This is a genomic window from Streptomyces sp. NPDC014676, from assembly GCF_043084105.1.
Classification (GTDB): domain Bacteria; phylum Actinomycetota; class Actinomycetes; order Streptomycetales; family Streptomycetaceae; genus Streptomyces.
In genome coordinates this window covers 178799-204663 of sequence record NZ_JBIBZI010000001.1, presented here as the reverse complement: position 1 = coordinate 204663, position 25865 = coordinate 178799, and the positions used below count along the sequence as shown (strand labels likewise).

General features: G+C 70.5%; 22 protein-coding genes and 3 tRNA genes. 14 read left to right on the top strand and 11 right to left on the bottom strand.

Annotated features, from left to right (window positions below; translation table 11 throughout):
* Nucleotides 1-85 precede the first annotated feature (85 nt).
* On the bottom strand, nt 86-1102 hold the full coding sequence (locus ACF1DX_RS00975; protein ID WP_391789135.1) for a hypothetical protein: 1017 nt from the start codon (nt 1100-1102) through the stop codon (nt 86-88).
* Between the two features lie 12 nt (nt 1103-1114).
* A complete protein-coding gene (locus ACF1DX_RS00970) occupies nt 1115-1630 on the bottom strand; it encodes a hypothetical protein (RefSeq protein WP_391789134.1) in 516 nt (171 codons plus the stop codon).
* Nucleotides 1631-2399: 769 nt separating this feature from the next.
* Between ACF1DX_RS00970 and ACF1DX_RS00965 the strand changes: the two genes are divergently transcribed.
* From ACF1DX_RS00965 to ACF1DX_RS00950, 4 genes are all read left to right on the top strand, one after another.
* Complete coding sequence (locus ACF1DX_RS00965) at nt 2400-2825, top strand: hypothetical protein (protein WP_391789133.1); 426 nt, start codon at nt 2400-2402, stop codon at nt 2823-2825.
* 266 nt (nt 2826-3091) lie between these two features.
* Entirely contained in the window at nt 3092-3463 is a 372-nt protein-coding gene (locus tag ACF1DX_RS00960; protein ID WP_391789132.1) for a hypothetical protein, read from the top strand.
* A 175-nt stretch (nt 3464-3638) separates the two neighbouring features.
* Nucleotides 3639-4214, top strand: a complete 576-nt coding sequence (locus ACF1DX_RS00955) for a bifunctional DNA primase/polymerase (RefSeq protein ID WP_391789131.1) — start codon at nt 3639-3641, stop codon at nt 4212-4214.
* Nucleotides 4205-4278, top strand: a tRNA-Lys gene (locus ACF1DX_RS00950). The genes ACF1DX_RS00955 and ACF1DX_RS00950 overlap by 10 nt, the downstream gene beginning before the upstream one ends.
* 46 nt (nt 4279-4324) lie before the next feature.
* On the opposite strand, the gene ACF1DX_RS00945 is transcribed toward ACF1DX_RS00950, so the two are convergent.
* Nucleotides 4325-5542, bottom strand: coding sequence for a M6 family metalloprotease domain-containing protein (locus tag ACF1DX_RS00945; RefSeq protein WP_391789130.1), 1218 nt, complete (start codon nt 5540-5542; stop codon nt 4325-4327).
* A gap of 485 nt (nt 5543-6027) precedes the next feature.
* Here ACF1DX_RS00945 and ACF1DX_RS00940 point away from each other — a divergent pair, with 485 nt between their 5' ends.
* On the top strand, nt 6028-7887 hold the full coding sequence (locus tag ACF1DX_RS00940; protein WP_391789129.1) for a putative bifunctional diguanylate cyclase/phosphodiesterase: 1860 nt from the start codon (nt 6028-6030) through the stop codon (nt 7885-7887).
* On the opposite strand, the gene ACF1DX_RS00935 is transcribed toward ACF1DX_RS00940, so the two are convergent.
* The 3 genes from ACF1DX_RS00935 to ACF1DX_RS00925 all read right to left on the bottom strand — a co-directional run bounded on the left by ACF1DX_RS00935 (nt 7863) and on the right by ACF1DX_RS00925 (nt 10937).
* On the bottom strand, nt 7863-8963 hold the full coding sequence (locus tag ACF1DX_RS00935; protein WP_391789128.1) for an LLM class flavin-dependent oxidoreductase: 1101 nt from the start codon (nt 8961-8963) through the stop codon (nt 7863-7865). The two genes, ACF1DX_RS00940 and ACF1DX_RS00935, sit on opposite strands and share 25 nt — an antisense overlap.
* 347 nt (nt 8964-9310) lie before the next feature.
* Nucleotides 9311-10105 carry a hypothetical protein gene (locus tag ACF1DX_RS00930; protein ID WP_391789127.1) on the bottom strand — a complete coding sequence of 265 codons (795 nt, stop codon included), beginning with the start codon at nt 10103-10105 and terminating at the stop codon, nt 9311-9313.
* Between the two features lie 100 nt (nt 10106-10205).
* Complete coding sequence (locus tag ACF1DX_RS00925; protein ID WP_391789126.1) at nt 10206-10937, bottom strand: decarboxylase; 732 nt, start codon at nt 10935-10937, stop codon at nt 10206-10208.
* A gap of 465 nt (nt 10938-11402) precedes the next feature.
* Here ACF1DX_RS00925 and ehuB point away from each other — a divergent pair, with 465 nt between their 5' ends.
* From ehuB to ACF1DX_RS00895, 6 genes are all read left to right on the top strand, one after another.
* A complete protein-coding gene (gene ehuB / locus ACF1DX_RS00920) occupies nt 11403-12317 on the top strand; it encodes an ectoine/hydroxyectoine ABC transporter substrate-binding protein EhuB (protein WP_391789125.1) in 915 nt (304 codons plus the stop codon).
* Nucleotides 12314-13015 carry an ectoine/hydroxyectoine ABC transporter permease subunit EhuC gene (gene ehuC, locus ACF1DX_RS00915; protein ID WP_391789124.1) on the top strand — a complete coding sequence of 234 codons (702 nt, stop codon included), beginning with the start codon at nt 12314-12316 and terminating at the stop codon, nt 13013-13015. Before ehuB ends, ehuC begins: the two co-directional genes overlap by 4 nt.
* Complete coding sequence (gene ehuD / locus ACF1DX_RS00910; RefSeq protein ID WP_391789123.1) at nt 13012-13662, top strand: ectoine/hydroxyectoine ABC transporter permease subunit EhuD; 651 nt, start codon at nt 13012-13014, stop codon at nt 13660-13662. Before ehuC ends, ehuD begins: the two co-directional genes overlap by 4 nt.
* The gene (ehuA, locus tag ACF1DX_RS00905; protein ID WP_391789122.1) at nt 13652-14443 is read left to right on the top strand and encodes an ectoine/hydroxyectoine ABC transporter ATP-binding protein EhuA; all 792 of its coding nucleotides are present in this window, start codon (nt 13652-13654) and stop codon (nt 14441-14443) included. The genes ehuD and ehuA overlap by 11 nt, the downstream gene beginning before the upstream one ends.
* Nucleotides 14444-14638: 195 nt before the next feature.
* Nucleotides 14639-15397, top strand: coding sequence for an IclR family transcriptional regulator (locus ACF1DX_RS00900; RefSeq protein ID WP_391789121.1), 759 nt, complete (start codon nt 14639-14641; stop codon nt 15395-15397).
* A 90-nt stretch (nt 15398-15487) separates the two neighbouring features.
* Nucleotides 15488-15561 (top strand) — tRNA-Lys (locus tag ACF1DX_RS00895).
* A gap of 50 nt (nt 15562-15611) precedes the next feature.
* Here the strand turns inward: ACF1DX_RS00895 and ACF1DX_RS00890 are convergent.
* From ACF1DX_RS00890 to ACF1DX_RS00880, 3 genes are all read right to left on the bottom strand, one after another.
* Nucleotides 15612-16217 carry a lytic polysaccharide monooxygenase gene (locus tag ACF1DX_RS00890; protein WP_391789120.1) on the bottom strand — a complete coding sequence of 202 codons (606 nt, stop codon included), beginning with the start codon at nt 16215-16217 and terminating at the stop codon, nt 15612-15614.
* A gap of 125 nt (nt 16218-16342) precedes the next feature.
* Nucleotides 16343-17527 (bottom strand): SPFH domain-containing protein, encoded by a 1185-nt coding sequence (locus ACF1DX_RS00885; protein ID WP_391789119.1) that lies wholly within the window; start codon nt 17525-17527, stop codon nt 16343-16345.
* A gap of 66 nt (nt 17528-17593) precedes the next feature.
* On the bottom strand, nt 17594-18901 hold the full coding sequence (locus ACF1DX_RS00880) for a peptidoglycan-binding protein (RefSeq protein ID WP_391789118.1): 1308 nt from the start codon (nt 18899-18901) through the stop codon (nt 17594-17596).
* 192 nt (nt 18902-19093) lie between these two features.
* Between ACF1DX_RS00880 and ACF1DX_RS00875 the strand changes: the two genes are divergently transcribed.
* The 3 genes from ACF1DX_RS00875 to ACF1DX_RS00865 all read left to right on the top strand — a co-directional run bounded on the left by ACF1DX_RS00875 (nt 19094) and on the right by ACF1DX_RS00865 (nt 23576).
* Nucleotides 19094-19167: transfer RNA gene (locus tag ACF1DX_RS00875), tRNA-Lys, on the top strand.
* 468 nt (nt 19168-19635) lie between these two features.
* Nucleotides 19636-21639, top strand: coding sequence for a glycosyltransferase family 2 protein (locus ACF1DX_RS00870; RefSeq protein WP_391789117.1), 2004 nt, complete (start codon nt 19636-19638; stop codon nt 21637-21639).
* Nucleotides 21636-23576: a galactose oxidase-like domain-containing protein gene (locus ACF1DX_RS00865; protein WP_391789116.1), complete on the top strand. Its 1941-nt coding sequence runs from the start codon at nt 21636-21638 to the stop codon at nt 23574-23576. The genes ACF1DX_RS00870 and ACF1DX_RS00865 overlap by 4 nt, the downstream gene beginning before the upstream one ends.
* Nucleotides 23577-23666: 90 nt before the next feature.
* Here the strand turns inward: ACF1DX_RS00865 and ACF1DX_RS00860 are convergent, their stop codons facing one another.
* The gene (locus ACF1DX_RS00860; RefSeq protein ID WP_391789115.1) at nt 23667-24692 is read right to left on the bottom strand and encodes a glycoside hydrolase family 6 protein; all 1026 of its coding nucleotides are present in this window, start codon (nt 24690-24692) and stop codon (nt 23667-23669) included.
* A gap of 224 nt (nt 24693-24916) precedes the next feature.
* On the bottom strand, nt 24917-25864 hold the full coding sequence (locus ACF1DX_RS00855) for an NAD-dependent epimerase/dehydratase family protein (protein WP_391789114.1): 948 nt from the start codon (nt 25862-25864) through the stop codon (nt 24917-24919).
* Nucleotide 25865: the final 1 nt, after the last annotated feature.

Below are 25865 nucleotides of genomic sequence, written 5' to 3'. Positions count from 1 at the left end.
GTGCCCCGGAGGCGGGCACACACGCCGCCGGCTGACGTCGTGGTGCCCGGACCGTGCGCGGTCCGGGCACACACGACGTCGGCCTTTACCGTGCGGAAGCCGCCATCTGCTTGCGCGCGGCGGCGATTTCCTTGCCGTGCTGCTCCTTGATGCCGGTCAGCCGGCTCTTGTTGTCGGTGATCTGCTTGTTCTGGATCGCGGTCTCCACCCCGAACCAGATCTTCACCAGGTCCGTCCGCTCCTTGCAGTCGATGTCGTCGACCGCCAGGGCGATGGACTCCTGTGACGGCTTCCCGTCGATCGTGACACCCTGGTCCATCGCCTTGTACGGATCGGCGAGACCCGGGTGTCCCTTGCCGTCCATGCACGACGACCACGCGGCGACGGCCTTGACGACCTTGTCGTCCTTCATCGATTCCATCAGGCTGTCCCCGGCGAGCTCCGCCACGGTGAGCGGGTCGGTTTCCTGCACGCCGAGTTGTTCCTTGGACCAGCCGATGCAGCCGCCCGTCCTCAGCTTCTTCCCGTTGTACTCCGCCCGCGCCGGCTTCACGCTCTGGCCGGGGGCGGCGAGCGGCCCCGCCGCCCTGGCCCCTTGAGGGGCCTCGGCCTGCTCGGGCTTGGTGTGGCCGGTCAGGACCTCGACCTCGACACCGGACAGCTCGCGCATGGGCTGCTCGGTGTGCTCCTGCAGCGCCGGGGGGAGCTCGTAGCCGTACTTCTCGGCCTGGGCCCGGTCGGTGAGGCCGTAGCGGCGTTCGATGTTGGCGTCGTTGTCACTGGGAGGCGGGTTGGCGCCGGCCCGCGGCAGCGTCAGGTCGATGCCGTAGTCCTTCATGCAGGACTGCTGGAGGTCGTTGGCGGCCTGCTCGACGGTGACCTGGTCCTCGTAGGAGGCCATGTACGCCTCCAGCGGAAGGGTCAGGTCCTTGGTCAGACCACTGGTGGGAACCTTCTTGGGCCAGTTCTCCTTGTTCACGACCGGTCTGTCGTCGGCCACGTTCTCCGCGGTCCCCCCAGTGGTGCCGGAGGAGCAGGCACTGACCAGGAGAGCCGAAGCGGCCAGGGCTACGGTGGTGGCGGTCCGCTTGATGCGCTTCACGGGGGTTCCTTCTTAAGCGAAGTGGGAGGACGCGTTGTTGTTCTTCAGCGCGGAGATCAGGTCGGTGATGTTGCAGTCCCCGTAGGGGCCGTTCTTCGCGAAGTACTGGGAGGTGCCGCCGTAACCGGAGTTGTAGTACACGCGGTAGTTGTCGTCCCGGGCGCAGTTCTGCACGGACGCCGCGTTGTTCTTCATGTACTGGCCGTTGCCGTTGCCGCCGCTGCCGAAGACGTACCGGTAGGTCGTCAGCGACGAGCCCTGGTACTGGCTCGTTCCCCAGTGGTCGGACACGTTGCTGTAGAACGTCGCGTACGCCGACTTGATGTAGCCGTCCTGGATGGCGATGTCCTTGGAGTTGTAGAACAGCCACAGGTCACCGTACGAGCAGGTGATCCACGGAACGTCACAGTTGTCCGTGACGGTGTACTCCGCCGCGTTCGCCGGCTGGGCGGTCGTCATCACGGCCGCCACGGCCGCGAAGGACGCAGCGAGGGCAGCGGCCCTTTTCGTCAAGCGGATGCTCTTCATCACATCTCCATCGATAGTTCGTCCGCATGAGGAGATCTCCACACCGCGCGGCCTCCCCGGCAATCATGTACGGGACAAGGGTGGGGCTCCGACGCGTGACAGCCGGTCCTGACCGGAGGAACTTTCCGACCCCCCGACCGCCTACCGGACGGCCCGCTTCACGAAAGCCCGAGGCGTGCCACCGCTTCGGCCTCCGTCATGCCATCGGCGTCAGAATCCGCCGCACTTCGAGGCGAGGCCGACACCACGCCCAACAGCCCCCAACAGGCTTGACCACGCCTTGACTTCGGCTCCACATCCTCGCCATACCCCGCCCACACCATTGCCTCCGGTAACCAAACTCACAGCAGAGCGACAGGTCAACGGGCAGCAAACGGACCATGACGCCACAAGATCCACTTAGCTCACGTGATGATCATTACGTTTGCCGATGGATATGTGGTTCTTGGTGACGGTTCACCAAGGAGTGTCACGTGCCACTCCCCGGACCGTCCTCGCGGCCGACCGCGAGGCCGAGCAGCCGCGGTTACGGCCCCGCGGCCGTGCGGATTTCGATTTTTCCTCCCGAAGGGCAACGCCGGGACGGGAAAGGCGAACCGCGCCGGACTGGCGAGCCGGGGCGGAGACCTGCTCACGTCCTACGGCGGATGGAGCCGCTCGGACAACACACATCGCCCCCTGGTACTTCTGCCGCAAGACGCTGTGCAGGCCCGATGTCGCGTCGACGTTCGCGCTGCCGCGCAGAAGGCAGGGAAGAGGTGGGCCTCATATGTTCCTGATGGGCGCGTTGCCGGCTGCGAGTCTGGTCACCGCGGCGGTGGGCGTCGTGGTGGTCCTCATCCTGCTGAACCACCCGCCGCTGCCCGTGCCCGGGGTCTACGCGCTCGTCGCCCTGATCCTGGCCTCCTCGGCGGTGGCGGTGTACTGCTACGGCTGGTTCTCCGTCACCATGGGCGGGCCTTTCCCCGAACTGTGCACGAACCGGAACGACGCCGGCGCCGACCTGGCGGCCATCGAGCATTCGTACTGGCCTCTTCGAAACGCCTGCGTGTACTCCGACGGGTCGACCGTGGAGTACGTCTCGACGTCGGTCACCGTCTTCGTGTGCCTGCCGGCGGGTGCCGCCCTCGTCTCGGCCGGCACCTCCGTACACCTGCGCAAGCGAGCCGGAAAGACTTCTGGAGTGATCTCATGAACACCGATTTCTCGCGCCGCACCCTGATCAGAGGAATCACCGGTGCCGCCGTCCCCTTGCTGCCGTAGCGGCGTTCACGGCTGCCGCGCCGCTCTTGGGGTCCCCAGCGGGGAACAGCAAGCCCATGCATACGGCCCGGACGGCTGGGAAGCCATTCACGCGGTGCCCGGGGACGTGGCCCTCAGGCCCTCTTGCGGGGACGCGGGACAATGGACGGTGGCCCGCCCGACATCGAGGGGGCGATCACGACGTACGAAGGAGAAGTCATGGCGGAGCACACGCCGCGCCGGGACCAGCCGCGGCTACGCCCCGCGCCCCTGCTGTTCGAGCCCGCGGAGGCGGCCTCCGACCCCGAGCACTTCTTCGACCTGGAGTCGATCGAGGATCCGCGTGAGCTGCTGGAGCGGTCGACGGAGCTGACGCTCGCGTTCCGTGCCGCGGCGGACCGGGCGACGGAGTTCCAGGCGGTGGCGGCGGCCCAGCTCGCCGACCCCCGCCGCTTCGACCGGCTGACGCCGGCGGACATCGCCGAGCGCGCCGAGTGGACCGAGGACTACGCGAAGAAGATGGTCGAGTTCGGCCGGGACCTGATGCGGGGCGGCGAGGGCGGCGGCTCCGGGCACGCCGATCCCGTATAGCGCGTACGGCCCGCCCAGTCCGTATGGCTCCTATGGCTCGTACGGCCTTGTGCAGACGGTGCAGTCGCGCATACGCATATGCCGGGCGGGCAAGATACCCCCTCCCCCGCCCCCGCGTCCCCGATTCCCGCAACCCTGCGGAAGCTTTCCCTCACTCAGGGTAGACCTGTCCGTCATGAGCAGCACACGGAATGCCTCCGACGTCAGCGGCGTCACCCCCGACGGTGCCGCCTGGCTCGCCTCGGCGGGTACGTATCCGCGCAGCACGCTCTCGCACTGGGGGGAGCGGCCGGAGGCGCCGGTCGTGCTGCCCTGCGGTGCGGTCTTCGACGTGGTGAGCGTGCCCACGATCTTCGGGCGGCGGATGCTGGACCGGATGTGGGACGAGGGTCCGGGGTCGGGGCCGGTCGCGGAGTTCCGGGGGCGGATGCTGCTGTTCGCCGCGCCCGGCACGGCCCAGCGGCTCCCGGCCCTCATGGAGTGGGAGGAGTGGGGCGCCCACGGCTCACGCACGGACGGTGTTCCGCCGCTGCTGTGCCACGGCACCGGCGACGCGGTGACCGTCCCCGCGCCCACCCCCCGTTCCGGCTCCCGCTGGCTCGTCGCCCCGGACACCCGTCACCCCTGGCTGCCGGGCCCGGAGGTGCTGCTGTGGGCGGCCGTGCGGGCGGCCCGCGAGGCCGTGCGAATTTCGATTTTTCCTCCCGCCGACCAGGATGCTAATGTCTACGACGTCAGCAGGCGCCGCTAGCTCAGTTGGTTAGAGCAGCTGACTCTTAATCAGCGGGTCCGGGGTTCGAGTCCCTGGCGGCGCACGACACGGTGAAGGCCTCTCGCGGAAGCGAGGGGCCTTCGTCGCGTCTACCGTGTGGTGATCCTCACCGTCCACGCCCCCGACGGCGTACGTCCCTCCACCTCCACCCGTACGGTCGTCCCCGGCACCGTGAAGCTCTCGCCGAGGGCCACCGGGGCGTCGGCGAGCGGCGGGTAGACCGAGTCCTCCCAGCACGCCTCGGTGTGCGGGTGGGCGTCGACGACCTCGATGGGGCCGCGTCCGGACCGGGTGCCGCTGCTCACCCTGTACACCAGCACCCCCTGCCGGCAGGCCCTCATGTCGTTGCCGACCGGCCCCCGGGCCTCGAAGGCGAGCGCGCTGTCGGAGCCGGTGCGCACCACCGCGAGCTTGGTGCCCCGGCCGAGGCCGAAGGAGGGCGCCCCGGCGGCGCTCGTCACCGGCGTCCCCGGTCCCGCCCCGAGCGGCTCCAGCGTCAGCCGTACCGGCCCCGCGTCCTGCACGCACCGCACCTGCCGGGACTCCAGCCAGCCCAGCTTCCACTTGTGCCAGCCGAAGAGGTCGGGGGCGAGGGCGAACTGGCTGCCCATGAGGTCCCAGTCGCCGACGTGGGTGTCCCAGTCGCCCTTGCCGTCCACGGGCCGGTGGTAGAGGTCGGGCAGGTCGAAGACGTGGCCGGTCTCATGGGCGAGGACGAGCCGGTCCGGGGGGTGGTTCTCGAACACGGTGACGACCCGGCGGATGTCGGTGTCGTCGGCGCGCAGCGGGGTGTCCAGGTTGACGACCTTCGTGGCGTCGGAGTCCACGCCCGGCGCGTCCGGGTCGGCGACGAAGTACACGATGTCGTAGCGCGAGAAGTCGACGTGCCGGTCGGTCACGGCGAGCGCGTCCCGCAGGTAGGCGGCCCGGTCGGTGACGGTCCAGTCGCGCTGTATGGCGTACTCCGTGGAGGGGCGGGGCATGCGGAACCACTGCCGCAGGGGGTGCGGGCGCAGGGTGAACCTGCCGTAGGAGGCCCGCTCGAAGAAGTGGCTGGTGGCGGGGAAGTGGTCGGCGACGAGTTCGGCGGGCGTGGTCAGGGGGTGGGAGTCGGGGAAGGAGAGGAAGACCATCACCGCGTCCAGGCGCCGGGCGGGGCGGGGGTAGGCGGTGTTCCAGGTGTCCAGGCCCTCGGAGTGGTGGGCGGTGGTGCGGGTGAGGGCGCAGGGTGCCGCGGAGAAGGGCTCGGCGACGGAGGGGACGTTCACCAGCGAGGTCGCCGCGAGCGCCGACATGGTGGTGCACATCGCGGCGGTGCTGCGCAGCCGGGGCCGTACGCCCGTGCCCCCCGACGTACTCGGTAGACCCGGTACACCCGATCGGCTCAGTCGTGCCGGCCTCCGCCGGAGAGCCTCACGGCCGAGTCCTCTCGGGGTGAGCTGACGCGGCACGGGGACCTCCGGGAGACGGTTCACGGGACACCGCACCCAGACTGTGCATATTTGTCGTACTACGCCCTGTTCGGCTGCACCGGACGAGTGAGAAACGCGGGTGTCCGGGCGGGACCGGGCGGGACCGGCACCCCGCGCACTCACGGAACGTCACAATCGGTCGGAGGGTCGCAGAAGCCGTCCGCCGGTGGGCGAAAACGGTCGGTCAGGGATGCGGATCCGCCCTGGAGACCGGACAGTGACTGGAAGGCCCCGGCGTGGGCCCTTATGATCGGCACACTTTCCTGAGACTCTGAGACTTTCTGCACGGACAGCGATCGAGTGCACTGCGGGAGCGAGCGGTGAGCGGAACGTCCGAAGGGCCGGCGCCCGCGGCGGAACTCAACCGGCCGACGGTCACGGAGAGTGAGATCACCACGTCTCCGCGTACGGAGTCCCCGCCCCCACCGTCCCCGTCGCCCCCACCGTCCCCGTCGTACCGCTCCGTCTTCACGGCCGCGCCGCTCGCCATGGCCGTCGTCGACCGTGAGGGCATGGTGACCGGCGCCAACGCGGCCCTCGCCACCCTGCTGGGCCGCGATCCGGAGACCCTGCCCGGTGCCGTCGCCGCCGATCTGGTGGACCTGGCCTCCGACGCCCGCACCTGGCACGCCTACCGGGAGCTGCTGCGCGGACAGCGCTCCCGGCTGCGCTGCACCCGCCGGCTGAAGCACCCGGAGGGGCACGCGCTGTGGGTGCGGGTGACGGTCGCCCCGCTGCCCGCCGACGACGGGGGCGTACTGCTGTCGGTCGCCGACATCGGCGACCACCACGAGCTCCAGGCGCAGTTGCGGCACCTGCGGATGCACGACCCGGTGACCCGGCTGCCCAACCGCACCCTGTTCTTCGAACGGCTGACGGCCGCGCTGGAGGCGGAGTCGTACGAGGAGGGCGGCACCGGCCGGATCGGGCTGTGCTACCTCGACCTGGACGGGTTCAAGGCGATCAACGACACCCTGGGCCACCGCGTCGGCGACCAGCTCCTTGCCGCCGTCGCCGAGCGGCTCAGGCACTGCGCGAAGGACGCGGCCAGGACCGGCACGCCGCTGGTCGCCCGGCTCGGCGGGGACGAGTTCGCGCTGCTGGTGGAGGACTCCACCGGCACCGAGCAGCTCGCCGACCTCGCCGAGTCGCTGCTCGACGCGATCCAGGCGCCCTTCGACCTCTCCGGGCGCAGGCTGTCGGTGTCGGCGTCGATCGGGGTGGTCGAGCGGCATGCCGCCGGGACCACGCCCACCGCGCTGATGCAGGCCGCCGACACCACGCTGTACTGGGCGAAGGCCGACGGCAAGGCCCGCTGGACGCTCTTCGACCCGGAGCGCAACGCCTCCCGCGTGACCCGCCAGGCCCTCGCCTCCACGCTGCGCCCCGCCATCGACCGGGGGGAGTTCGCGCTGGAGTACCAGCCGCTGGTGGGCATGGAGGACGACCGGGTGCACGGCGTGGAGGCGCTGATCCGCTGGAACCATCCGCGGTTCGGCACGCTGACGCCGAATCGGTTCATCTCACTGGCGGAGGAGGACGGCTCGATCGTGCCGCTGGGCCGCTGGGTGCTGCGCACCGCCTGCCGGCAGGCCCGCGACTGGCAGGTGGAGCACCCGGACGAGCCGCCGATCTTCGTCAGCGTGAACGTGGCGGTCCGCCAGGTGTGGGACTCCGACCTGGTGGCGGACGTCGCCGACACCCTGGAGGAGACGGGCCTCGCGCCGGAGCTGCTGCAACTGGAGCTGACCGAGTCGGCGGTGATGGGGTCGTCCGGTCGGCCGATCCAGGCCCTGAAGGCGCTCAGCGACATGGGCGTGCGCATCGCCATCGACGACTTCGGCACCGGCTACTCGAACCTGGCCTACCTCAGCCGGCTGCCGGTGTCGGTGCTGAAGCTGGACGGCTCCTTCGTCCGGGGCTTCCAGTACGAGGAGCGCGCCGCCGCCCCGCCGAACCCGGCGGACGAGGTCATCGTCGAGGCGATGGTGCAGCTCGCCCACCGGCTCGGCCTGACGGTCACCGCGGAGTGCGTGGAGACGTCGGCGCAGGCGACGCGGCTGCGCCGGATCGGATGCGACACCGGTCAGGGCTGGCTGTACTCCCGTCCGGTGTCGCCGGACCGTATCTCCGAGCTGCTGGGCACGCCCGGGGTTCAGGCGGGCGTGGGCAATCCGTAGGCATCGGCGATCAGTTCGTAGGAGCGCAGGCGTACGTCGCCGCCGTGGGCGTTGGCGGTGATCATCAGCTCGTCGGCGCCGGTGCGCTTCTGCAGGTCGTCCAGGCCGGTGCGGACCTCGTCGGGGGTGCCGTGGACGACGTTGGCGTTCCAGGAGTCGACGAACTCGCGCTCCATCGGGCTGAAGTCGTACGCCTCCGCCTCCTCGGGGGTGGGGACGAGGCCGGGGCGGCCGGTGCGCAGCCGGACCATGTTGAGCGCGGCGGCCAGCACCTGGCGGCGGGCCTCCTTCTCGTCGTCCGTGGCGAGCGCGGAGACGCCGATGAGGGCGTACGGCGCGTCGAGGACCTCGCTCGGGCGGAAGGTCTCGCGGTACAGGTCCAGCGCGGGGACGGTGTTCTGGGCCGAGAAGTGGTGGGCGAAGGCGAAGGGCAGGCCGAGCATGCCGGCCAGCCGGGCGCTGAAGCCGGAGGAGCCGAGCAGCCAGATCGGCGGGCGGTGCGGGGACTGCACGCCGCCGGGTGACGTCGCCTGCACCGGGCCGGGGACGGCGTGGATGCGGCGGTAGGGGTGGCCGTCGGGGAAGTCGTCGTCGAGGAAGCGGGTGAGCTCGGCGAGCTGCTGGGGGAAGTCGTCGGCGCCCTCGTTCAGCCGGTCGGAGCGGCGCAGGGCGGCCGCGGTGGCGCCGTCGGTGCCGGGAGCGCGGCCGAGGCCGAGGTCGATCCGCCCCGGCGCCATGGCTTCGAGCGTGCCGAACTGCTCGGCGATGACCAGCGGCGCGTGGTTGGGCAGCATCACCCCGCCGGAGCCCAGGCGGATGCGCTCGGTGTGCGCGGCGAGGTGCGCCAGGATCACGGCGGGCGAGGAGGAGGCCACCCCGGGCATGGAGTGGTGCTCGGCGACCCAGTAGCGGTGGAAGCCGCGGGACTCGGCGAGGCGGGCGATGTCCACGCTGGTCCGCAGCGCGTCGGTGGCGGTCCGGCCCGCGCCGACGGTCACCAGGTCCAGCACGGAGAGCGGGACGGGTGCGGTGCCGTGGGCGGTGCCCCGGATCTCCTCTGCGGCGTCTGCGGCCATGGTGGGGTGCCTCCTGTGGGGTGTGACGTTCGCTGCGCGACGTAACAGGAGACGGTCCCCGGTTATTCCCTCCCCTTTCCCGGCACCCGGCGAGGTGCGCGCCCGACGATCATGCGATACGATCATCTTGCTCGCTGAGGGGGTCGCCCCCGACAGTGGACACGCGTTGGTGGTCCAAGGAAAGACGCCCCACTTCCTGTGGGGAGATGCAGGTGCAAGGCCTGCCCGGCGCTCGAACAGAACCCCGGCCCGCGGAAGCGGGACCGGGGTTCTTCCGTGTCCGCCGCACGGCGCCGCCCCCGCGGGCCGGGACGGAAGCGCCACCCCGGTCCGCGGCGGGGCCCGGATCAGCCGAGCTTGGCCTCCTGCGCCTCGATGACGGCGGTCGGCTGCTCGAACGCCTCGCCCCGGGTGATCGCCGCGATGTTGAAGGACGAGAACGCGGCGAGCGTGGTGCCCTGACGGAAGACGACGACCTTCGTCTCGGCGGAGGTGTCGTCCAGCTTGGTGCCCACCGTCCAGGCGACCGCGTCCTCGCCGGCCGCGAGCTTCTCCTCGGTGATCTTGGTGACCTGCTGCTTCTCACCGTCGACCGACATGCTGAAGCCCCCGGCGCACTTCTTGCCGGCCTCCCGCAGCGCGGAGAGGGCCTGTTCCGCACCGTCGGCGTCGTAGGACCGGAGGGAGGTCATCGTCTTGGTGATGTCGAGGGAGTCGAGCATCGCCTCCTCGGCCTCCTTCTCCGTCAGCTCCGCGAGGTCCGGCATGCCCTTCTTCGCCGCCTCGGACTCCTGGGTGACGAGCCGCTGGGCACCCGCCGCCGGCTTGCCCAGCGGCACGGACGACAGCGCCTGGGCGACGGGCTCGCACTCGGCCCGCTCGACCGAGAGGGTGCCGGGGTCGGAGACGTCGTCCTTGCCCGGCTCGACGACCTTGTGGTCCTTGAGGTCGGCCGAGGCGATCACGAGCTTCTCCAATTCGGCGGCGGTCAGCGCCTTGGCCGCCGGAGCGCTCGACGCGGCGTCGCTCTTCGCCGCCTCGCCCCCGCCCTTCTCGTCACCGCCGCCACACGCGGTGGCCAGAAGGGCGAGGGCGGCCGCGGAAACGGTCAGGACGGTACGGCGGACGACGGTGGCTCTCATGGTGTTCACTCCCTGGTTCCGGCACCCCGCGCCCAGACGCGACACAGGGCTCACGGGAGTGGGACCGCCGCGAGTCGATCAAGGTTGTACCGAAGCGCCCTCAGACCTGGACGATCGGCTCCCGGGTGAACAGCGCGCCCAGTTCCGGGGCGTTCACCCTGCGGTCCGCCAGCCTCAGGGCCTCCCAGACCGTGACCTGGTTGGCGGTCAGGACCGGCTTGCCCAGCTCCTTCTCCAGGGCGGGGATGTGCGCCACCGTGTGCAGGGCCGTGTCCGGCAGCAGCAGCGCGTCCGCGTCCGGGGTGTCGGCCGCGCGGGCCAGCGCGAACAGCTCCTCCTCGCCCCAGGTGCCGACCTCCGCCGCCGTGACGCTCCCGGAGCTTCGCACCCCGGTCACCTCCACGCCGCCGGCCCGCAGGAAGTCCGCGAAGAGCACGGCCACGTCGTCCGGGTAGGTCGCGCCGACGGCGACCCGCCGCGCCCCGACCTCCCGCGTCGCGTGCGTGAAGGCGAACGACGTCGACGACGCCGGCATCCCCGCCGCCAGGGCGAGGCCCCGCACCTGCTCGTGGGCGCCCTCCCAGCCGTGCACGAAACCGCCGCTGGTGCAGGCCCACACCACCGCCTCGGCGCCCGAGAGACGCAACTGCTGCAGGCCCGCCGCCAGCCGCTCGGGCGAGCCCATCTCCCGCAGCGCGTCCACCCGGTGCGCGTCCTCACCGATGTCGGTGTGCACCAGGTCCACCCGGATGTCGCTGCCCAGCAACTGCTCGATACGCGGATAGTCGTCCTCTGCGGAGTGGCCCGGGTAGAGGAATCCCAGTGCGGTCATGTCCAGCCTTCCTGCTGCTTCTCTTCCGGCACGTCCGGCACATCCGGCGGTACGGTCCCGGAGCGCGCCGACGCGGTCCCACCGTCCGGGTACCCCATCGGCGCAACGCCGCCCCTCATGGCCACCTGGTTGGCCGAGATGAGTGGTGTGCGCGGTCCGGCTTCGAGCCGTGGGACGGCGTCGCGGGCCGGCCCGGGCTCCCGTGACCGGCCGGCGCCCGGATTCTTCCCGGAGGGGCTCGCGGGCCGCGGGGGGCGTAAGGGATTTCCGGACGGCTCCGCGGGTGAGCGGCGCCCGGTCGCCGGAGGGTGGGCCGTGCGGCCGGTCCCGCGCCCGACCAGGGAGATCCCGGGGAACCTGACTGCCGCGTCCCCCATCGTCCCGCGCCGGTCAAGACCGTCCGGCCGCCGAGCGGGGCCGAAACCGGCCGGAATAACTCGCATCGCTTCGGGTAGCCGCGCCGCCATGGCTCCACCACTACAACCACTGAGACGATTCCGGGATGCCTCCGGGCCCTCACGCCGGTCGCTGCTCGCGGGGGTCGCGGCGCTCGGCGCGCTGGGGGCCGCGGGCTGCTCCCGCGTGCCCACGGCGGCGGCCACGGGCGGTGGTGACCTGCTCGACCGGCTCAAGGCGGCGGGCGTCGTCCGGCTGGGCATCGCCGGCGAGATCCCGTTCGGTTACATCGACAGGAACGGCGATCTGACCGGTGAGGCGCCGGAGCTGGCCAAGGTCGTCTTCCAACGGCTCGGCGTGGACCGGGTGCAGCCGGTGCCCACCGAGTTCGGCTCGCTCATACCCGGGCTGAACTCGCAGCAGTTCGACGTCGTGGCCGCCGGGATGTACATCAACCCCGACCGCTGTCAGCAGGTCATCTTCTCCGACCCCGACTACCAGATGCTCGACTCGTTCATCGTGCGCAAGGGCAACCCGATGGGCCTGCGCGACTACCGGGACGTCGTCGAGAAGAAGGCGAAGTTCGCCACCGGCACCGGGTACGCGGAGATCGCGTACGCCGTCGAGGCCGGGTACGAGGAGAGCGACATCCTGATCGTCCCCGATCAGGTCGCCGGCCTGAACGCCGTCGAGGCCGGACGCGCCGACGTCTTCGCCGGGACCGCCCTCACCACCCGCGAAGTGGTGAAGAAGTCGGCCAAGGCCGAGGTGACGGAGCCCTTCAAGCCGATCGTCGGCGGGAAGCCGCACGTCGACGGCGGCGGTTTCGCCTTCCGGCCGAACGAGACCGGCCTGCGGGACGCCTTCAACGCCGAACTGCGCAAGCTGAAGGACAGCGGCGAGCTCCTCCGGATCCTCAAGCCCTTCGGTTTCACCGAGGACGAGATGACGGACATGACCGCGAAGGAGCTCTGCGGCGGATGACATCGGGACTCTGGGAACGCGTGCTCGACGGTGTCTGGGTCACCGTCCAACTGCTCGTGCTCAGCGCGCTGCTGGCGACGGCGGTCTCCTTCGTCGTGGGAGTCGCGCGCACCCACCGGCTGTGGATCGTCCGCTTCCTCGCCGGCTTCTACACCGAGGTGTTCCGCGGGACCTCGGCCCTTGTGGTGATCTTCTGGGTGTTCTTCGTGCTGCCCCCGGCCTTCGGCTGGCAGCTCGTACCGCTGTGGGCGGGCACGCTGGCACTCGGCCTGACCTACGGGGCGTACGGCTCGGAGATCGTGCGCGGCGCCCTCGCCGCGGTCGACCCGGCCCAGCGTGAGGGCGGTATCGCGCTCAGCTTCACGCCCTGGCAGCGGATGAGGCTGATCCTGCTGCCGCAGGCGGTGCCGGAGATGATCCCGCCCTTCTCCAACCTGTTGATCGAGCTTCTCAAGGGCACCGCCCTGGTGTCGATCATGGGCATGGGCGACCTGGCGTTCAGCGCCAACCTGGTGCGGCTGGCGCTGCAGGAGAGCGCGGAGATCTACACGTACGTCCTGCTGATCTACTTCGCGATCGCCTTCCTGCTGACCCGTCTGATGCGCGGTCTGGAGAAGAAGCTGAAGGCGGGGGCCGGCAGGACGCCGCGGAAGACGACCGCCGCCGTGCGCGTGCCCGAGGGAAGTGGTGTCTCGTGACGTGGGACTGGAGCGCGGTCTCCGACTTCATGCCGCACTTCTGGGACGGTCTGCTGGTCACCCTGCAGATCCTGGTCCTGGGTTCGCTGATCTCGTTCGCGCTGGGCCTGGTGTGGGCGCTGCTGACGCGGGTGCCGACGCGCTGGGTGACCTGGCCGGTCGGTGCGGTGACGGAGTTCGTCCGCAACACCCCGCTGCTGGTGCAGCTCTTCTTCCTGTTCTACGTGCTGCCCGAGTGGGGCATGACCTTCTCGGCGCTGACCACCGGTGTCTTCGCCATCGGGCTGCACTACTCGACGTACACGATGCAGGTCTACCGGGCGGGTATCGAGGCCGTGCCGGTGGGCCAGTGGGAGGCGGCGACGGCGCTGAACCTGCCGCTGCGCCGGACGTGGACCGCGGTGATCCTGCCGCAGGCCGTGCGCCGGGTGGTGCCCGCGCTCGGCAACTACGTCATCTCGATGCTGAAGGACACGCCGCTGCTGATGGCCATCACCGTGCTGGAGATGCTCGGTGAGGCGCGGCTGTTCTCGCAGCAGAACTTCCAGTTCACCGAGCCCCTGACGGTGATCGGCTTCGCCTTCGTCGTCATCTCCTACCTGGCCTCCCTTGCCCTGCGAGCCCTGGAGCGACGCCTTGTCCACTGACACCCACACCCCGTTCGGCAAGAAGCCCGAGAGCACGGTGGGCAGCGGTGAGCTGATCCGGCTGGAGCGGGTCACCAAGCGGTTCGGGGACCACACGGTCCTGGACCACCTGGACTTCTCCGTGGACGCCGGCAAGCACGTCACGCTGATCGGTCCGTCCGGTTCGGGCAAGACCACGATCCTGCGGCTGCTGATGACGCTGCTGAAGCCCGACGAGGGCACGATCACCGTCGACGGGGAGCGGCTCTTCCCGGCGCCGGAGAAGCAGGTCCGCGAGGTCCGCAAGAAGATCGGGATGGTGTTCCAGCAGTTCAACCTGTTCCCGAACATGACGGTGCTGCGGAACATCACCGAGGCCCCGGTCACCGTGCTCGGCATGTCCAAGGACGCGGCCGAGGAGCGGGCGCGGGAGCTGCTGGAGATGGTCGGGCTGACCGACCACCTCGACAAGCACCCCGCCCAACTGTCCGGCGGCCAGCAGCAGCGGGTGGCGATCGCGCGGGCGCTGGCGATGCGGCCGCAGGTGCTGCTGCTGGACGAGGTGACCTCGGCACTCGACCCGGAGCTGGTCGCGGGCGTCCTGGACGTGCTGCGGGACATCGCCCGCTCCACCGACATCACCATGCTCTGCGTGACCCACGAGATGAACTTCGCCCGGGACATCTCCGACCAGGTGCTGATGTTCGACCAGGGCCGGATCATCGAGGCGGGCGCGCCGGAGAAGATCTTCAGCGAGCCGGAGCACGGCCGGACACGGGAATTCCTCAGCGCGGTGCTGTGATCACGGGCCGTGAGCGGGGCAATACCCGAGGTCCGCGCCCTGGGTCATCCCCCTGGCATGTGCCAGGGGGCCGGCGCCGCAGATGAGGGGGCCGCGATCTTGTCAACACCCGCTTCCCCGAGGCCGTTCGGCGGCTATCGTGGAGGGGATTCGCTGACCGGATTGCGGCCCCATACGCGAGCGCAGGGGGAAACCGTGGCGCTGAGGCACGAGCCGACCGCGTCGTACCACTCGGTCCAGGACGCGCTGCGTGTCCTGGAGACGGTGGCGCGGCACACCACAGGAGTCACCGACACCGACATCGCCCGCGAGACCGGCCTCGGCACGGAGCGGCTGACCACGCTCCTGCGGATGCTGCGCCGAGAGGCCTACGTCGAGCAGATCGCCGACGGCGGGTACGTCACCGGAGCGGCCTTCGCCCGCCTGGGCGCCGCCGAGGGACACGAGGAGGCGCTGCGCGAGAAGCTCCAGCGCACCCTGGACCGGCTCCGCGACCGGGTGGGCGCCGCCGTCTACCTCAGCCGGTACGTCGACGGCGAGGTCAAGGTCACCCAGTACGCCGACGGCCCCACCACCCCGAAGGTCAACGAGTGGGTGGACTTCCGTCACTCCGCGCACGCCACCGCGATGGGCAAGAGCCTGCTCACCCAGCTCGACCACGACGCCCGGCGCGACCACCTCGCCCGGCACCGGATGGCCCGGCTCACCTCGCGCACCATCACCAGTGACACGCTGCTGCTCTCCCGGCTGGCGGCGCAGCCGCCCACCGTGCCCGTCCTCGACCTCCAGGAGTACGCGGTCGGCACGGTCTGCGCGGCCGTCCCGATCACGGCCGGCTCCTCGGTGGGCTGCCTGTCGCTGTCCCTGCCCCTCGCGCACGCCCACCGCCTGCGCCAGGCCGCCGAGACCCTCAACCGGAACGCGGCGCCGGTGCTGCTGTCGCTGACGATCTAGCGCGCCCGGGCGGCGGTGGTCCGGAGCACCCTCGGGGACCAGGTAGTATTTTTCTCGTCGCCGCCCGCGAAAGCGGACGGCGGGAGTCATGCGCCGCTAGCTCAGTTGGTTAGAGCAGCTGACTCTTAATCAGCGGGTCCGGGGTTCGAGTCCCTGGCGGCGCACCGAGAAGGGCCTCTCGTGGGAGCGAGAGGCCCTTTGGCGTGCCCGGGGATCAGAACGTGACGTCCGAGCAGGCGTAGAACGCGTTGCCCGTGTCGTGGACCGTCCACACCGCGAGGATCACGTGGTGTCCGCTGAGCCCGGACGGCAGCCGGCCGCTGTGCGAGAGGGTCTGCGGCGGACGCTGGCCGTTGTAGGGCACGGTGAGGAACGGCGTGAGGTTGAGGTCGGACCGGGACAGGTTGTGGTTCTGGTTCCAGCCCGGCTTGGTGACGTAGTACGTGAAGTCGGTGGTGGCGTGCATCGCCGTGAACTGCCACCGGAAGGTGTAGTTCTGGCCGCCGGACACCCGGGTCGTGGGCCAGGCGCCGCCCGAGGGGGTCTTCGGGCTGTCGAGCTGGGCGAACCGCGTGTTGCCCGCGGAACAGAGCTGCCCGTCGGCGGGGCCCGAGGCGGGGAAGCCCTTCGGGCCCTCGACGCTCTGCGGCTCCCACTGGATGGATCCGCAGTTGGCCACCGAGCCGTTCTGGCAGAGCTTCTGCCGGCTGACCGGCAGGTCGGTGTAGCCGTGTCCGCTGGCACCACCGGAGGAGAGCAGGAGTGCTCCGGTCGTGGCCAGCCCCACCGCGGCTGCGTACGTCTTGGTCCTTGTGCGCATGCTGCTGCTCCTGGTGAACGTGGGGGAGTTTCCGTGAGCCGTGCAGGTAGGTCTAGACCAAGTCTGAGATTATGGGCGCGGATTGAACATGTCCATACCAATCGCAGGGTCCGTTCCCCCGCCGTTCACGGCCCCGCCTCCCCCCGTCCCGCGCAGAACGCCACCGTCAGGTCCTTCACCAGCACCTTGCGTTCGTAGTCGTCCAGCTCCACCAGCCCCCGCATGGTCAGCCGGGTCACCGTGTCCTCCACCGAGTCCACGACCGAGCCGAGCACGCTCGCCCGGTGCTGGGCGTCCAGCGCGGCGATCCGGCGCCGGTGCATCGCGGCGGCCACCTCGGGCGCGTACTCCACCCGGACCGGCCGCACCGCGAACACCTCCAGCCCCACCGGTGCGGTGTCCGCCGCCACCAGCCGGGTCAGCGCGTCCTGCGCCGCCTCCACCGCCCCCTGGCCCGCGCCCGGCGCCGCCACCGGCACCCGCACCAGCGCCGCCTCGACGCAGGCGCGCAGGTACGCCTCGTGGTCCTCGACGCCCAGCGTCGCCCGCGCGGTGTCCCGCACCCGCCACACCACCAGGAGGGCCACCCGCAGCGCGACCCCGCTGCGGTCGGCCGCCCGCAGCGGCTCACCGCGCCAGTGCCGCAGCCGCACGTCGACCCGGCGGCGCAGCAGCAGCGGGTTGATCCACATCAGCCCGGTCCGCCGGACGGTCCCCCGGTAGCGGCCGAACAGGTCGAGCACCCAGGCCCGCCCGGTCCGCCCGCGGGCCAGCCCGCCGAACCCGAACAGGCCGAGCGCCCCGGCCCCCGCGTACGCCGCCCACTGCGCGGGGCCCAGCCCCGCCGCGCCGGCGTGCGCCGCCGGTCCGAGCGCCTGGGCCACCAGCGGCGGCAGCACTCCCGCCCACCACGAGGTGACCGCACAGCCGGCCGCCCCGCACACCCCGGCGAGCACACCCACGAGGCCGGGCAGCACCCGCGCGGGCCGCTCCACCAGCTCGGGGTCGACCCGCGGGACGGCCGGCCGGGCCCGCCGTCCCGGGCCCGCGCCCTGGCCCTGACTCCGCGGAGCCTTCCCGTCCGCGTCCGCCCGGCGGGCGACGACCGCCGGACGCAGCCGCACCGGCGCCGGCTCGGGGGCGTCGCGGAACAACAGGTGGACGGGGATCTCGGTGGTGGACTCGGTACGGATCAGCCGGACCGGCCGGACGGCCGCCGAGCCGTCCGGAGGACTGTCCGGGGGACCGGCGTCCGCCGGTCCCCCGGGCTCGGGGATGTTCTCGGGGATCGGGGATGTCGTCGTGGTCATGCGTGCCGCCAGCCTCCGCGCCAGATGCGTCACATCGGTCACTTCCAGGGATGCCGTGAAGGGACGTCATGAGAGGAAGAGCCGCCGCCAGGTCTCCGGGCCCGGAAAGCCGTCCGCCGCCCCGCCCCGCCAGCCCTGCGCCCGCTGGAAGGCCTCCACATTGCGTCGGTCGGCCTCGCCCCAGCGCGGGCCCGGTCCCTTCGTGTAGTACCGGCCGAACCCCTTCCTCACCAGTTGCCTCCCGAGCCGCGTGACGTGGTCGTTGACGGCGCCCGGCCGGAACGACGCCCGGCCCGGATAGCCCGGCACCCCGTGCGAGCCGGAAGCGGAACCTCCGTTTGGTACGTCCCGGCCCGCGCCGGTCACCAGCAGCTCCCAGGTCAGCGGCCCCGGCAGCCCGTCCGCCGCCGCGCCCCGCCACCCCTGGGCCTCCTGGAACGCCCGGGTCGCCCTGCGGTCCGCGTCCGTCCAGCGCGGTCCGGAGGGAGCGGAGTAGAAGCGCCCGGCACCGCGGGCGACGAGCATCCGGCCGAGCTCGGCGACGTACGCGTTCTCCGCGCCGGGGCCGAAATACGCCGCTCCGGGGAACGGGATCCGGCCCGCCGGGAGGGACGCCCCCACCCCCGCCGCGCCGTCGGTCACTCCCTTGTAGCGGTACGGGACATAACGCGCGGAGTTGTTCCAGTAGGCGTACGGGATGGTCTTCCGGCGGGTGTGCGGCGCTGTCTGTTCATAGGCGACGTACTGGGATCGGGTGATGTTCGTCCAGCCGCCGAAAAGGACCACATGTGATCCGCCGTACGGGTCGGCCGCATTGTGGAACAGCAGGATGTCGCCCGGCCGGAGTTCGTCCTTGGTGATTCTCTCGGCGTATTTCCCGAGGCTGCCGGTCCATTCGTTCCCGGGAAGCCGCCAGGCCATCGAGACATAACCCGAACAGTCCTGCCGGTAACCGTCGGACGAGTAGGAGTTCACACCGTACGGGACCTTCCGGGTGACCCAGTTCCGGGCCCGCTCGACGATGTCCGCGCGGGTGATCGCGGACACCCGCGCGGGGTGTGCGGGGCTCGCGGGCCGGGCCGCCTGACCGCCGGGACCGTGCAGCGGGGCCCGCCTCCCCTGCGGGGTGCCCGGCTCGTCACCTGCGGGAACGTCCGGACCGGCGGACCGCTGGGCCTGGGGGGCGGCGACCGCGGGCGCGGCCACCGCGGCCGACGCCGCGACGGCCACGACGAGAGCGGTCCGGTGCGCCGCCGCCGGATGGCCGGGAAAGCGGCCGGTCCGGGAATGCGGCAGAACGCGTCGCCAGTGCCCGCAGCCGGGGCAGTCGCAGTCGTCCGCCGGATCGATTTCCTCGAATACCGGAGACTCCATGCGATTCCCCTCACACTTCCGGTCGATTTCGTCACGTCCGTGCACGACGGCCAGTTTCGCAACTGTCCTCCGCACGCGCATGCTGACGGTCCGAATGATGTACGGCCGGCCGGACGGACCCCGCCGGAGGCGGCCGGACGGCCGGCGGTCGGGAGCACCCGCCGGGGTCCTGTAGAGTTATGCCGTCAGCGCGCGCCGCTAGCTCAGTTGGTTAGAGCAGCTGACTCTTAATCAGCGGGTCCGGGGTTCGAGTCCCTGGCGGCGCACCGACCCGACGGGCTCCTCGTGCAGACGAGGGGCCCGTCGGTTTTTGGCCGGATATACCCTCGCGGCCGTTGAACGCAACCCACTCGGCGCACGTATGCACCATCGGCCCCACGGCGCTCCCTCACCGTTCACAATGATCCCGTATGACCGGTGAACACCATGTTTCGCATCTTGCGATCATGATGGGCACCGTAGAACCTGGGTTCTTCAAGTTACCGCGGGTTCGCGGTGATTGAGGGGCAAGAAACCGGTTGCTGGTGATGCGGGGTGAGGGATCCCGCTTCATGAAGCGGTGCCGAGGGGGGCATCATGCAACCGGAACAGCGCTGTGCCGTGTCTATAAGGTGTGGGTGACGTGGTGACAGCGGTCTGCCACTGATACGTCTGTGACGGTCGAGGGGGACCGGACCGCACGTAAGGAAGCGACGAAAGCACGCGGCGACCGCCGTGTGTTGGGGGGATGACTCATGACGTCGACGCCGACGGGCGCCCAGAGGGACGACGACCCGTCCCAGACCACCCAGCTCAGGGTGCCCGGCCACCGGAACTGGAACACGGGCGCGTTCCGCCGGATCAAGAAGACGCTGCCGAGATACGACTACGAGCACTACAGCCGGCTCTCGGGCCCCCTCACCCAGCCCGATCCGAACAGACCGTACAAGGTGCAGTACCGCTCGCTGATCTCGCAGGAGCCGCACCGCATCCGGATCGCGCTGATGCTGGCCGCCGCCCCGGTGCTGTCGCTGGTGCTGCTGTTCTGGCTGCTCCAGCCCTCGCACTGGACCGAGCGGGACTACGTGGAGTTCGAGTGGCTGCCCGCCCTCGACATCGTCATGCTCGTCTCGATCGGTCTGATCGAGTTCTTCCGCTGCATGAACGTGCTGTCGAACGCGCACGCCACGCTGGTCGCCCGCGACCCGATCCCGGTGGTGCCCGAGACCGGCACCCGGGTCGCCTTCCTCACCTCCTTCGTGCCCGGCAAGGAGCCGCTGGAGATGGTGACGAAGACCCTGGAGGCGGCCGTGAAGATCCGCCACCGGGGCCTGATGCACGTCTGGCTGCTCGACGAGGGCGACGACCCGGAGGTGAAGGAGGTCTGCGCGCGCCTGGGCGTGCACCACTTCTCCCGCAAGGGCGTCGCGAAGTGGAACCAGCCCAAGGGCGCGCACCGCGCGAAGACCAAGCACGGCAACTACAACGCCTGGCTGGACGCGCACGGCGACGACTACGACTACTTCGCCTCGGTCGACACCGACCACGTGCCGCTGCCGAACTACCTGGAGCGGATGCTCGGCTTCTTCCGCGACCCGGACGTCGGCTTCGTCATCGGCCCGCAGGTGTACGGCAACTACGACAACTTCGTCACCAAGGCCGCCGAGTCCCAGCAGTTCCTCTTCCACGCGCTGATCCAGCGCGCCGGCAACCGCTACGGCTCGCCGATGTTCGTGGGCACCTCCAACGCCGTGCGCATCAAGGCGCTCAAGCAGATCGGCGGTCTGTACGACTCGATCACCGAGGACATGGCGACCGGCTTCGAGATGCACCGCCACAAGAACCCGGCGACGGGGAGGAAGTGGCGCTCGGTCTACACCCCGGACGTGCTCGCGGTCGGTGAGGGCCCCAACGCCTGGACCGACTTCTTCACCCAGCAGATGCGCTGGTCGCGCGGCACGTACGAGACGATCATCGGGCAGTACTGGAAGGGCTTCTACTCGCTCCCGCCGAGCAAGCTCTTCAACTACACGATGATGATCATCTTCTATCCGATGTCGGCCCTGAACTGGATCCTGGCGGCGATCAGCTGTGCGCTGTTCCTGGGCCTGGGCGCCTCGGGTGTGAACATCGACCCCACGGTCTGGCTGATGCTCTACGGCAACGCCTCCGCCCTGCAGATCGGCCTCTACGTCTGGAACCGCCGGCACAACGTCTCGCCGCACGAGCCGGAGGGCTCCGGCGGTGTGGCCGGCATGGTGATGTCCGCGCTGTCGGCGCCGCTGTACGCGAAGGCGCTGATCGACTCCGTCCTGCGCAAGAAGAGCAAGTTCGTGGTCACCCCCAAGGGTGACTCGGCCAGCCCGGACACCTGGTTCGGCACCTTCCGGTACCACTGGTACTTCATCCTGATCTTCGCCGGTTCCATCGCCGCGGGCTTCGTCTACGGGCACTCGCACCCGGCGATGGTGATCTGGGCGACCTTCGCCCTGCTGATCACCGCCGCGCCGATGTTCGCCTGGCGGCACGGCATGCGGCAGGACCGGAAGAAGCCCGGCGCCCACGCCGGGGGCGGGCAGCGGGACACCGGACAGGAACCCCCGCCGCCGCAGATGCCCCAGCAGCAGCACGCCCCGCAGGACCGGCCCCAGTGGGCCGCCTCGCACGGCGGGCCCGCCGCGGGCACCGGGGGCGCGGCCCCCGAGAACGACCAGACCATGCAGATCGCCCTTGGTGGACTTGGGGGACGTAAGGAATGAAGGACCGTGCAGGCCGCCGTCGGGCCCGTCGGATCGCGATAGGCACGGCGGTGGTGCTGGCGCTGGCCGGGATGAACGGGCCGTGGCTGTACCGCTTCAGCACCGAGAAATACCACCAGTACAAGATCGACCAGCCCGAGTACAAGGCCGCGAACGGCAAGTGGGAGATCGTCGAGTTCCCCGAGGAGTACCGGCAGAACACCATCCACGCGGCGCTGCTGCGCACCGGCAAGGTGCTGCTCGTCGCCGGTTCGGGCAACAACCAGGACAACTTCGACGCGAAGAAGTACGACACCCGGATCTGGGACCCCGTCAAGGGGACCATCAAGAAGGTGCCGACGCCCACCGACCTGTTCTGCACCGGCCACACCCAGCTCGCCAACGGCAACCTGCTGATCGCGGGCGGCACCAAGCGGTACGAGAAGCTCAAGGGTGACGTGAAGAAGGCCGGCGGCCTGATGCTCGTCCACAACGAGAACCCGGACAAGCCGATCACCCTGCCCGCCGGCACGAAGTTCACCGGCAAGGAGAACGGCAAGACCTTCGTCTCGAAGGACCCGGTGCTCGTCCCGCGCGCCGAGAAGAAGTTCGACCCGGCCACCGGCGCGTTCCTGGGCAACACCCCGGGCGTCGGCCGCATCTACGTCGAGGCGCAGAAGGAAGGCGCCAAGTACGAGACCGGCACCCAGGACAACTACAAGGTGCAGGGCCTGACCGGCGCCGACGCGCGCAACACGTACGGCATCGCCGAGAAACTCGCCCTGGACAAGAAGGACTTCCAGGGCATCCGGGACGCCTTCGAGTTCGACCCGGTCGCCGAGAAGTACATCAAGGTCGACCCGATGAAGGAGGCCCGCTGGTACCCGACGCTCACCACCCTGAGCGACGGGAAGATCCTCAGCGTCTCCGGCCTCGACGACATCGGCCAGCTCGTCCCGGGCAAGAACGAGATCTACGACCCCGAGACCAAGGAGTGGACCTACACCGACAAGGTCCGCCAGTTCCCGACCTACCCGGCACTGTTCCTGATGCAGAACGGCAAGGTCTTCTACTCGGGTTCGAACGCCGGCTACGGACCGGACGACGTGGGCCGCGACCCGGGCGTCTGGGACGTGGAGACCAACAAGTTCGAGAAGATCCCCGGACTGAGCGACCCGGACATGATGGAGACGTCCGGCACGGTGCTGCTGCCGCCCGCGCAGGACGAGAAGTACATGGTGATCGGCGGCGGCGGGGTCGGCGAGTCCCAGCTCTCCAGCGAGAAGACCCGCATCGTCGACCTCAAGGCCGACGACCCGGAGTTCGTCGACGGACCGTCACTGGACAAGGGCACCCGCTATCCGCAGGCGTCGGTCCTGCCGAACGACGAGGTGCTGGTCACCGGCGGCTCGGAGGACTACCGGGGCCGCGGCGACTCCAACATCCTCGAAGCGCGGATCTACGACACGGAGAAGAACACGTTCCAGCGGGTCGCCGACCCGCTGGTGGGCCGCAACTACCACTCGGGCTCGATCCTGCTGCCCGACGGCCGCGTGATGGTCTTCGGCTCCGACTCGCTCTACGCCGACAAGGCCAACACCAAGCCGGGCGAGTTCGAGCAGCGCATCGAGATCTACACGCCGCCGTACCTGTACGGGGACGACGAGCAGCCCGATCTGTCGGGCGGGCCGAAGACCATCGAGCGCGGCGGGTCCGGCACGTTCACCTCCGCGGACGCGGCGTCGGTCAAGAGCGTGCGGCTGATCCGGCCGAGCGCGTCCACGCACGTCACGGACGTGGACCAGCGGTCCATCGCACTGGACTTCAAGGCGGACGGCGACAAGATCACCGTTTCGGTGCCCGAGAACAAGAACCTGGTCCAGTCGGGGTGGTACATGCTGTTCGTCAACGACGGGGCGGGTGTGCCCAGCAAGGCGCAGTGGGTGCGCGTGCCGTAGCGCCGCGCGGCCCGGCCGTCGCTTCGTCCGCGGGCCCGTCGTGGCCGGCCGCAGGGTTCCCCGTGCCCCTCGGGCACGGGGAACCCGCCGTCACTCGGCCCCTTCGGCCAGTTTCAGGGCGTACTCGGGCCACCACTCGCCGGCCTTCGGGCCGCCCTTGCACTCGCCGTCCGACTCCCCCGGCCGCTTCACCCACAGGTAGGCGTCGACCAGGGGGTCGGCCGTCTTCGTCGTCGGGGTCTCGCCGAGGGCGCGGCCGGGCGGGTTGCACCAGCGTTCGTCCGCGGCGCCCTCGGTGTAGGGGCCGTTGCCGTTGCGGCTGGTGTCGATGACGAAGTGCTTGCCGCCGATCTTGGCGGAGAGCCGCTTGCCGTAGGCGATGGACTCCTCGGTGGAGTAGTAGTTGGAGACGTTCACCGAGAAGCCGTCGGCCCGGTCGATTCCGGCCCACTTGAGCGGCTCGTGGATCTGGTCGGGTTCGCCCCAGCCGGCGTTGCCCGCGTCCAGGTAGACCTTGGTGTTCTTCAGGCCCTTCAGCTTGGCGACGGCGCCCTTGAGGAGGTCGTAGCGCTCCTCGTGGAACTCGTCCGGGGTGCAGCCGTCCACCAGGTGCAGTACCGCGTCGGGTTCGAGGATCACGGTCGCCGGACGGTCCCCGATGCCCTTGGCGACGCTGTCGACGAAGTCGCGGTAGGCGTCGCCGTCGGCGGCGCCGCCCTGCGAGTACTGGCCGCAGTCGCGGTGCGGGATGTTGTAGAGGACCAGCAGCGCGGTGCGGCCCGCCTTCTCCGCGCCCTCGGTGAAGCCGCGGGCCTGTTCCTCGGGGTTCTCCGGGTTGATCCACTCGGCGACGGGCTGCTGGGCGATCTTGCGGATCCGGTCGGCCTCCGCCTTCTTGCCGTCCTCGGCCAGTCGGGCGACCTGCCGTGCGGCGGTACCGTCCGGGTTGACCCAGAACGGGGCGTACTCCTTCGGCTGCTGGGTGATCCCCGCGCCGGCGTCCGCACCCCCCTTGTCGTCCGAGGACGAACACCCGGTCATCAGTAGCGCCGCCCCCAGCACCACCGCGGACGCCCGCCCCCCGGTGAACGCCCCGACCCCCCTGCTGCCGTACATCAAGCCCCCCTTGGGTGCACTTGTTCCATGTGCTCCGAGCCCCAATCCTGACATACGTCCCGCGACACCCACGAGGCCGAACCGGAGCTTGTCCGCAGGCTGTTACAGCCCGGTGGCACGGGCGCGCCCGGCGGTGCGGCGCGACCCGTCGGCAGGCGTCACCTGCGGTGATCACCGGGCGGGAACGTGGCGTCGTCCACCCCTTGGGCCCGGCCGCCCGGGTGTCACCGCTCGTTTCCGGCACGGAGCCAGGCGAGGTAGTCGGCGGCAGCGGCGGCGGTGTCGTACCGGGGCTCGAATCCGGTGTCCTCGCGCAGCCGTGTGATGTCGAGCCAGCTCACGGGCCGCGCCGTGCCCGAGGGCAGCTCCCACCGGAAGCCGGGCTCGACGGACTCGAGCGCGGTGACGACGTCGGCGTTGCTGGTGGCCCGGCCGGAGGCGACGTTGTACGTCGAGTGGCGCAGCTCGTCGGCGAGTTGCAGGAGGGCGAGCGCGCGACCGGTGTCCTTGACGTAGAGCAGGTCGAGCGCGTCCTCGGCGTGCGGCGGTGCCATGAGCCCCGTCAGGTCGGGCTCGGTCAGCCGCGCCGCGGCGTGTGCGAGCGACGGGGCGGCGAAGAACGGGTCGGGCAGGTGTCCGCCCGGCCCCCAGGTGCCGGAGATGCGCGCGTTGACGACGCTCACGCCGGTCACGTCCGACAGGTGGCCGGCGAGCAGTTCGGTGATCTTCTTGAACGTCGGGATGACGTGGGAGTACGCCAGGGAGAGAGGCATGTCCTCGGTGAGCGCGCCCGCGGACGCGGTGCCGCCGTAGACGCCGATGGTGCTCGCGGTCACGACGCGGCGCACCCCCCAGGCCTGTGCGGCGCGGCCGATGTTGAGGAACGCGTCGAGTGCCCGTCCGGCCGCGCCGATCGGGTCGTCGCCCGTCACCGGCCAGGGCAGGGCGACGGCGAGGTGCACGATCCCGGTGATCGGGTACTTCCGCCCGACGGCGAGCAGGGTGTCGAGGTCGGCGACGTCGCCCTGGACGACGTGCACGGGCAGGTCCGCGAGAGAGGGCGGCACCTGCGGGCCGCGGCGCTGGAGGAGGACGCACTCCTCACCCGCTTCGGTGAGCGCGCGGACGGTGTGGGTGCCGATGAAGCCGGCCCCTCCGGTGACAAGGATCATG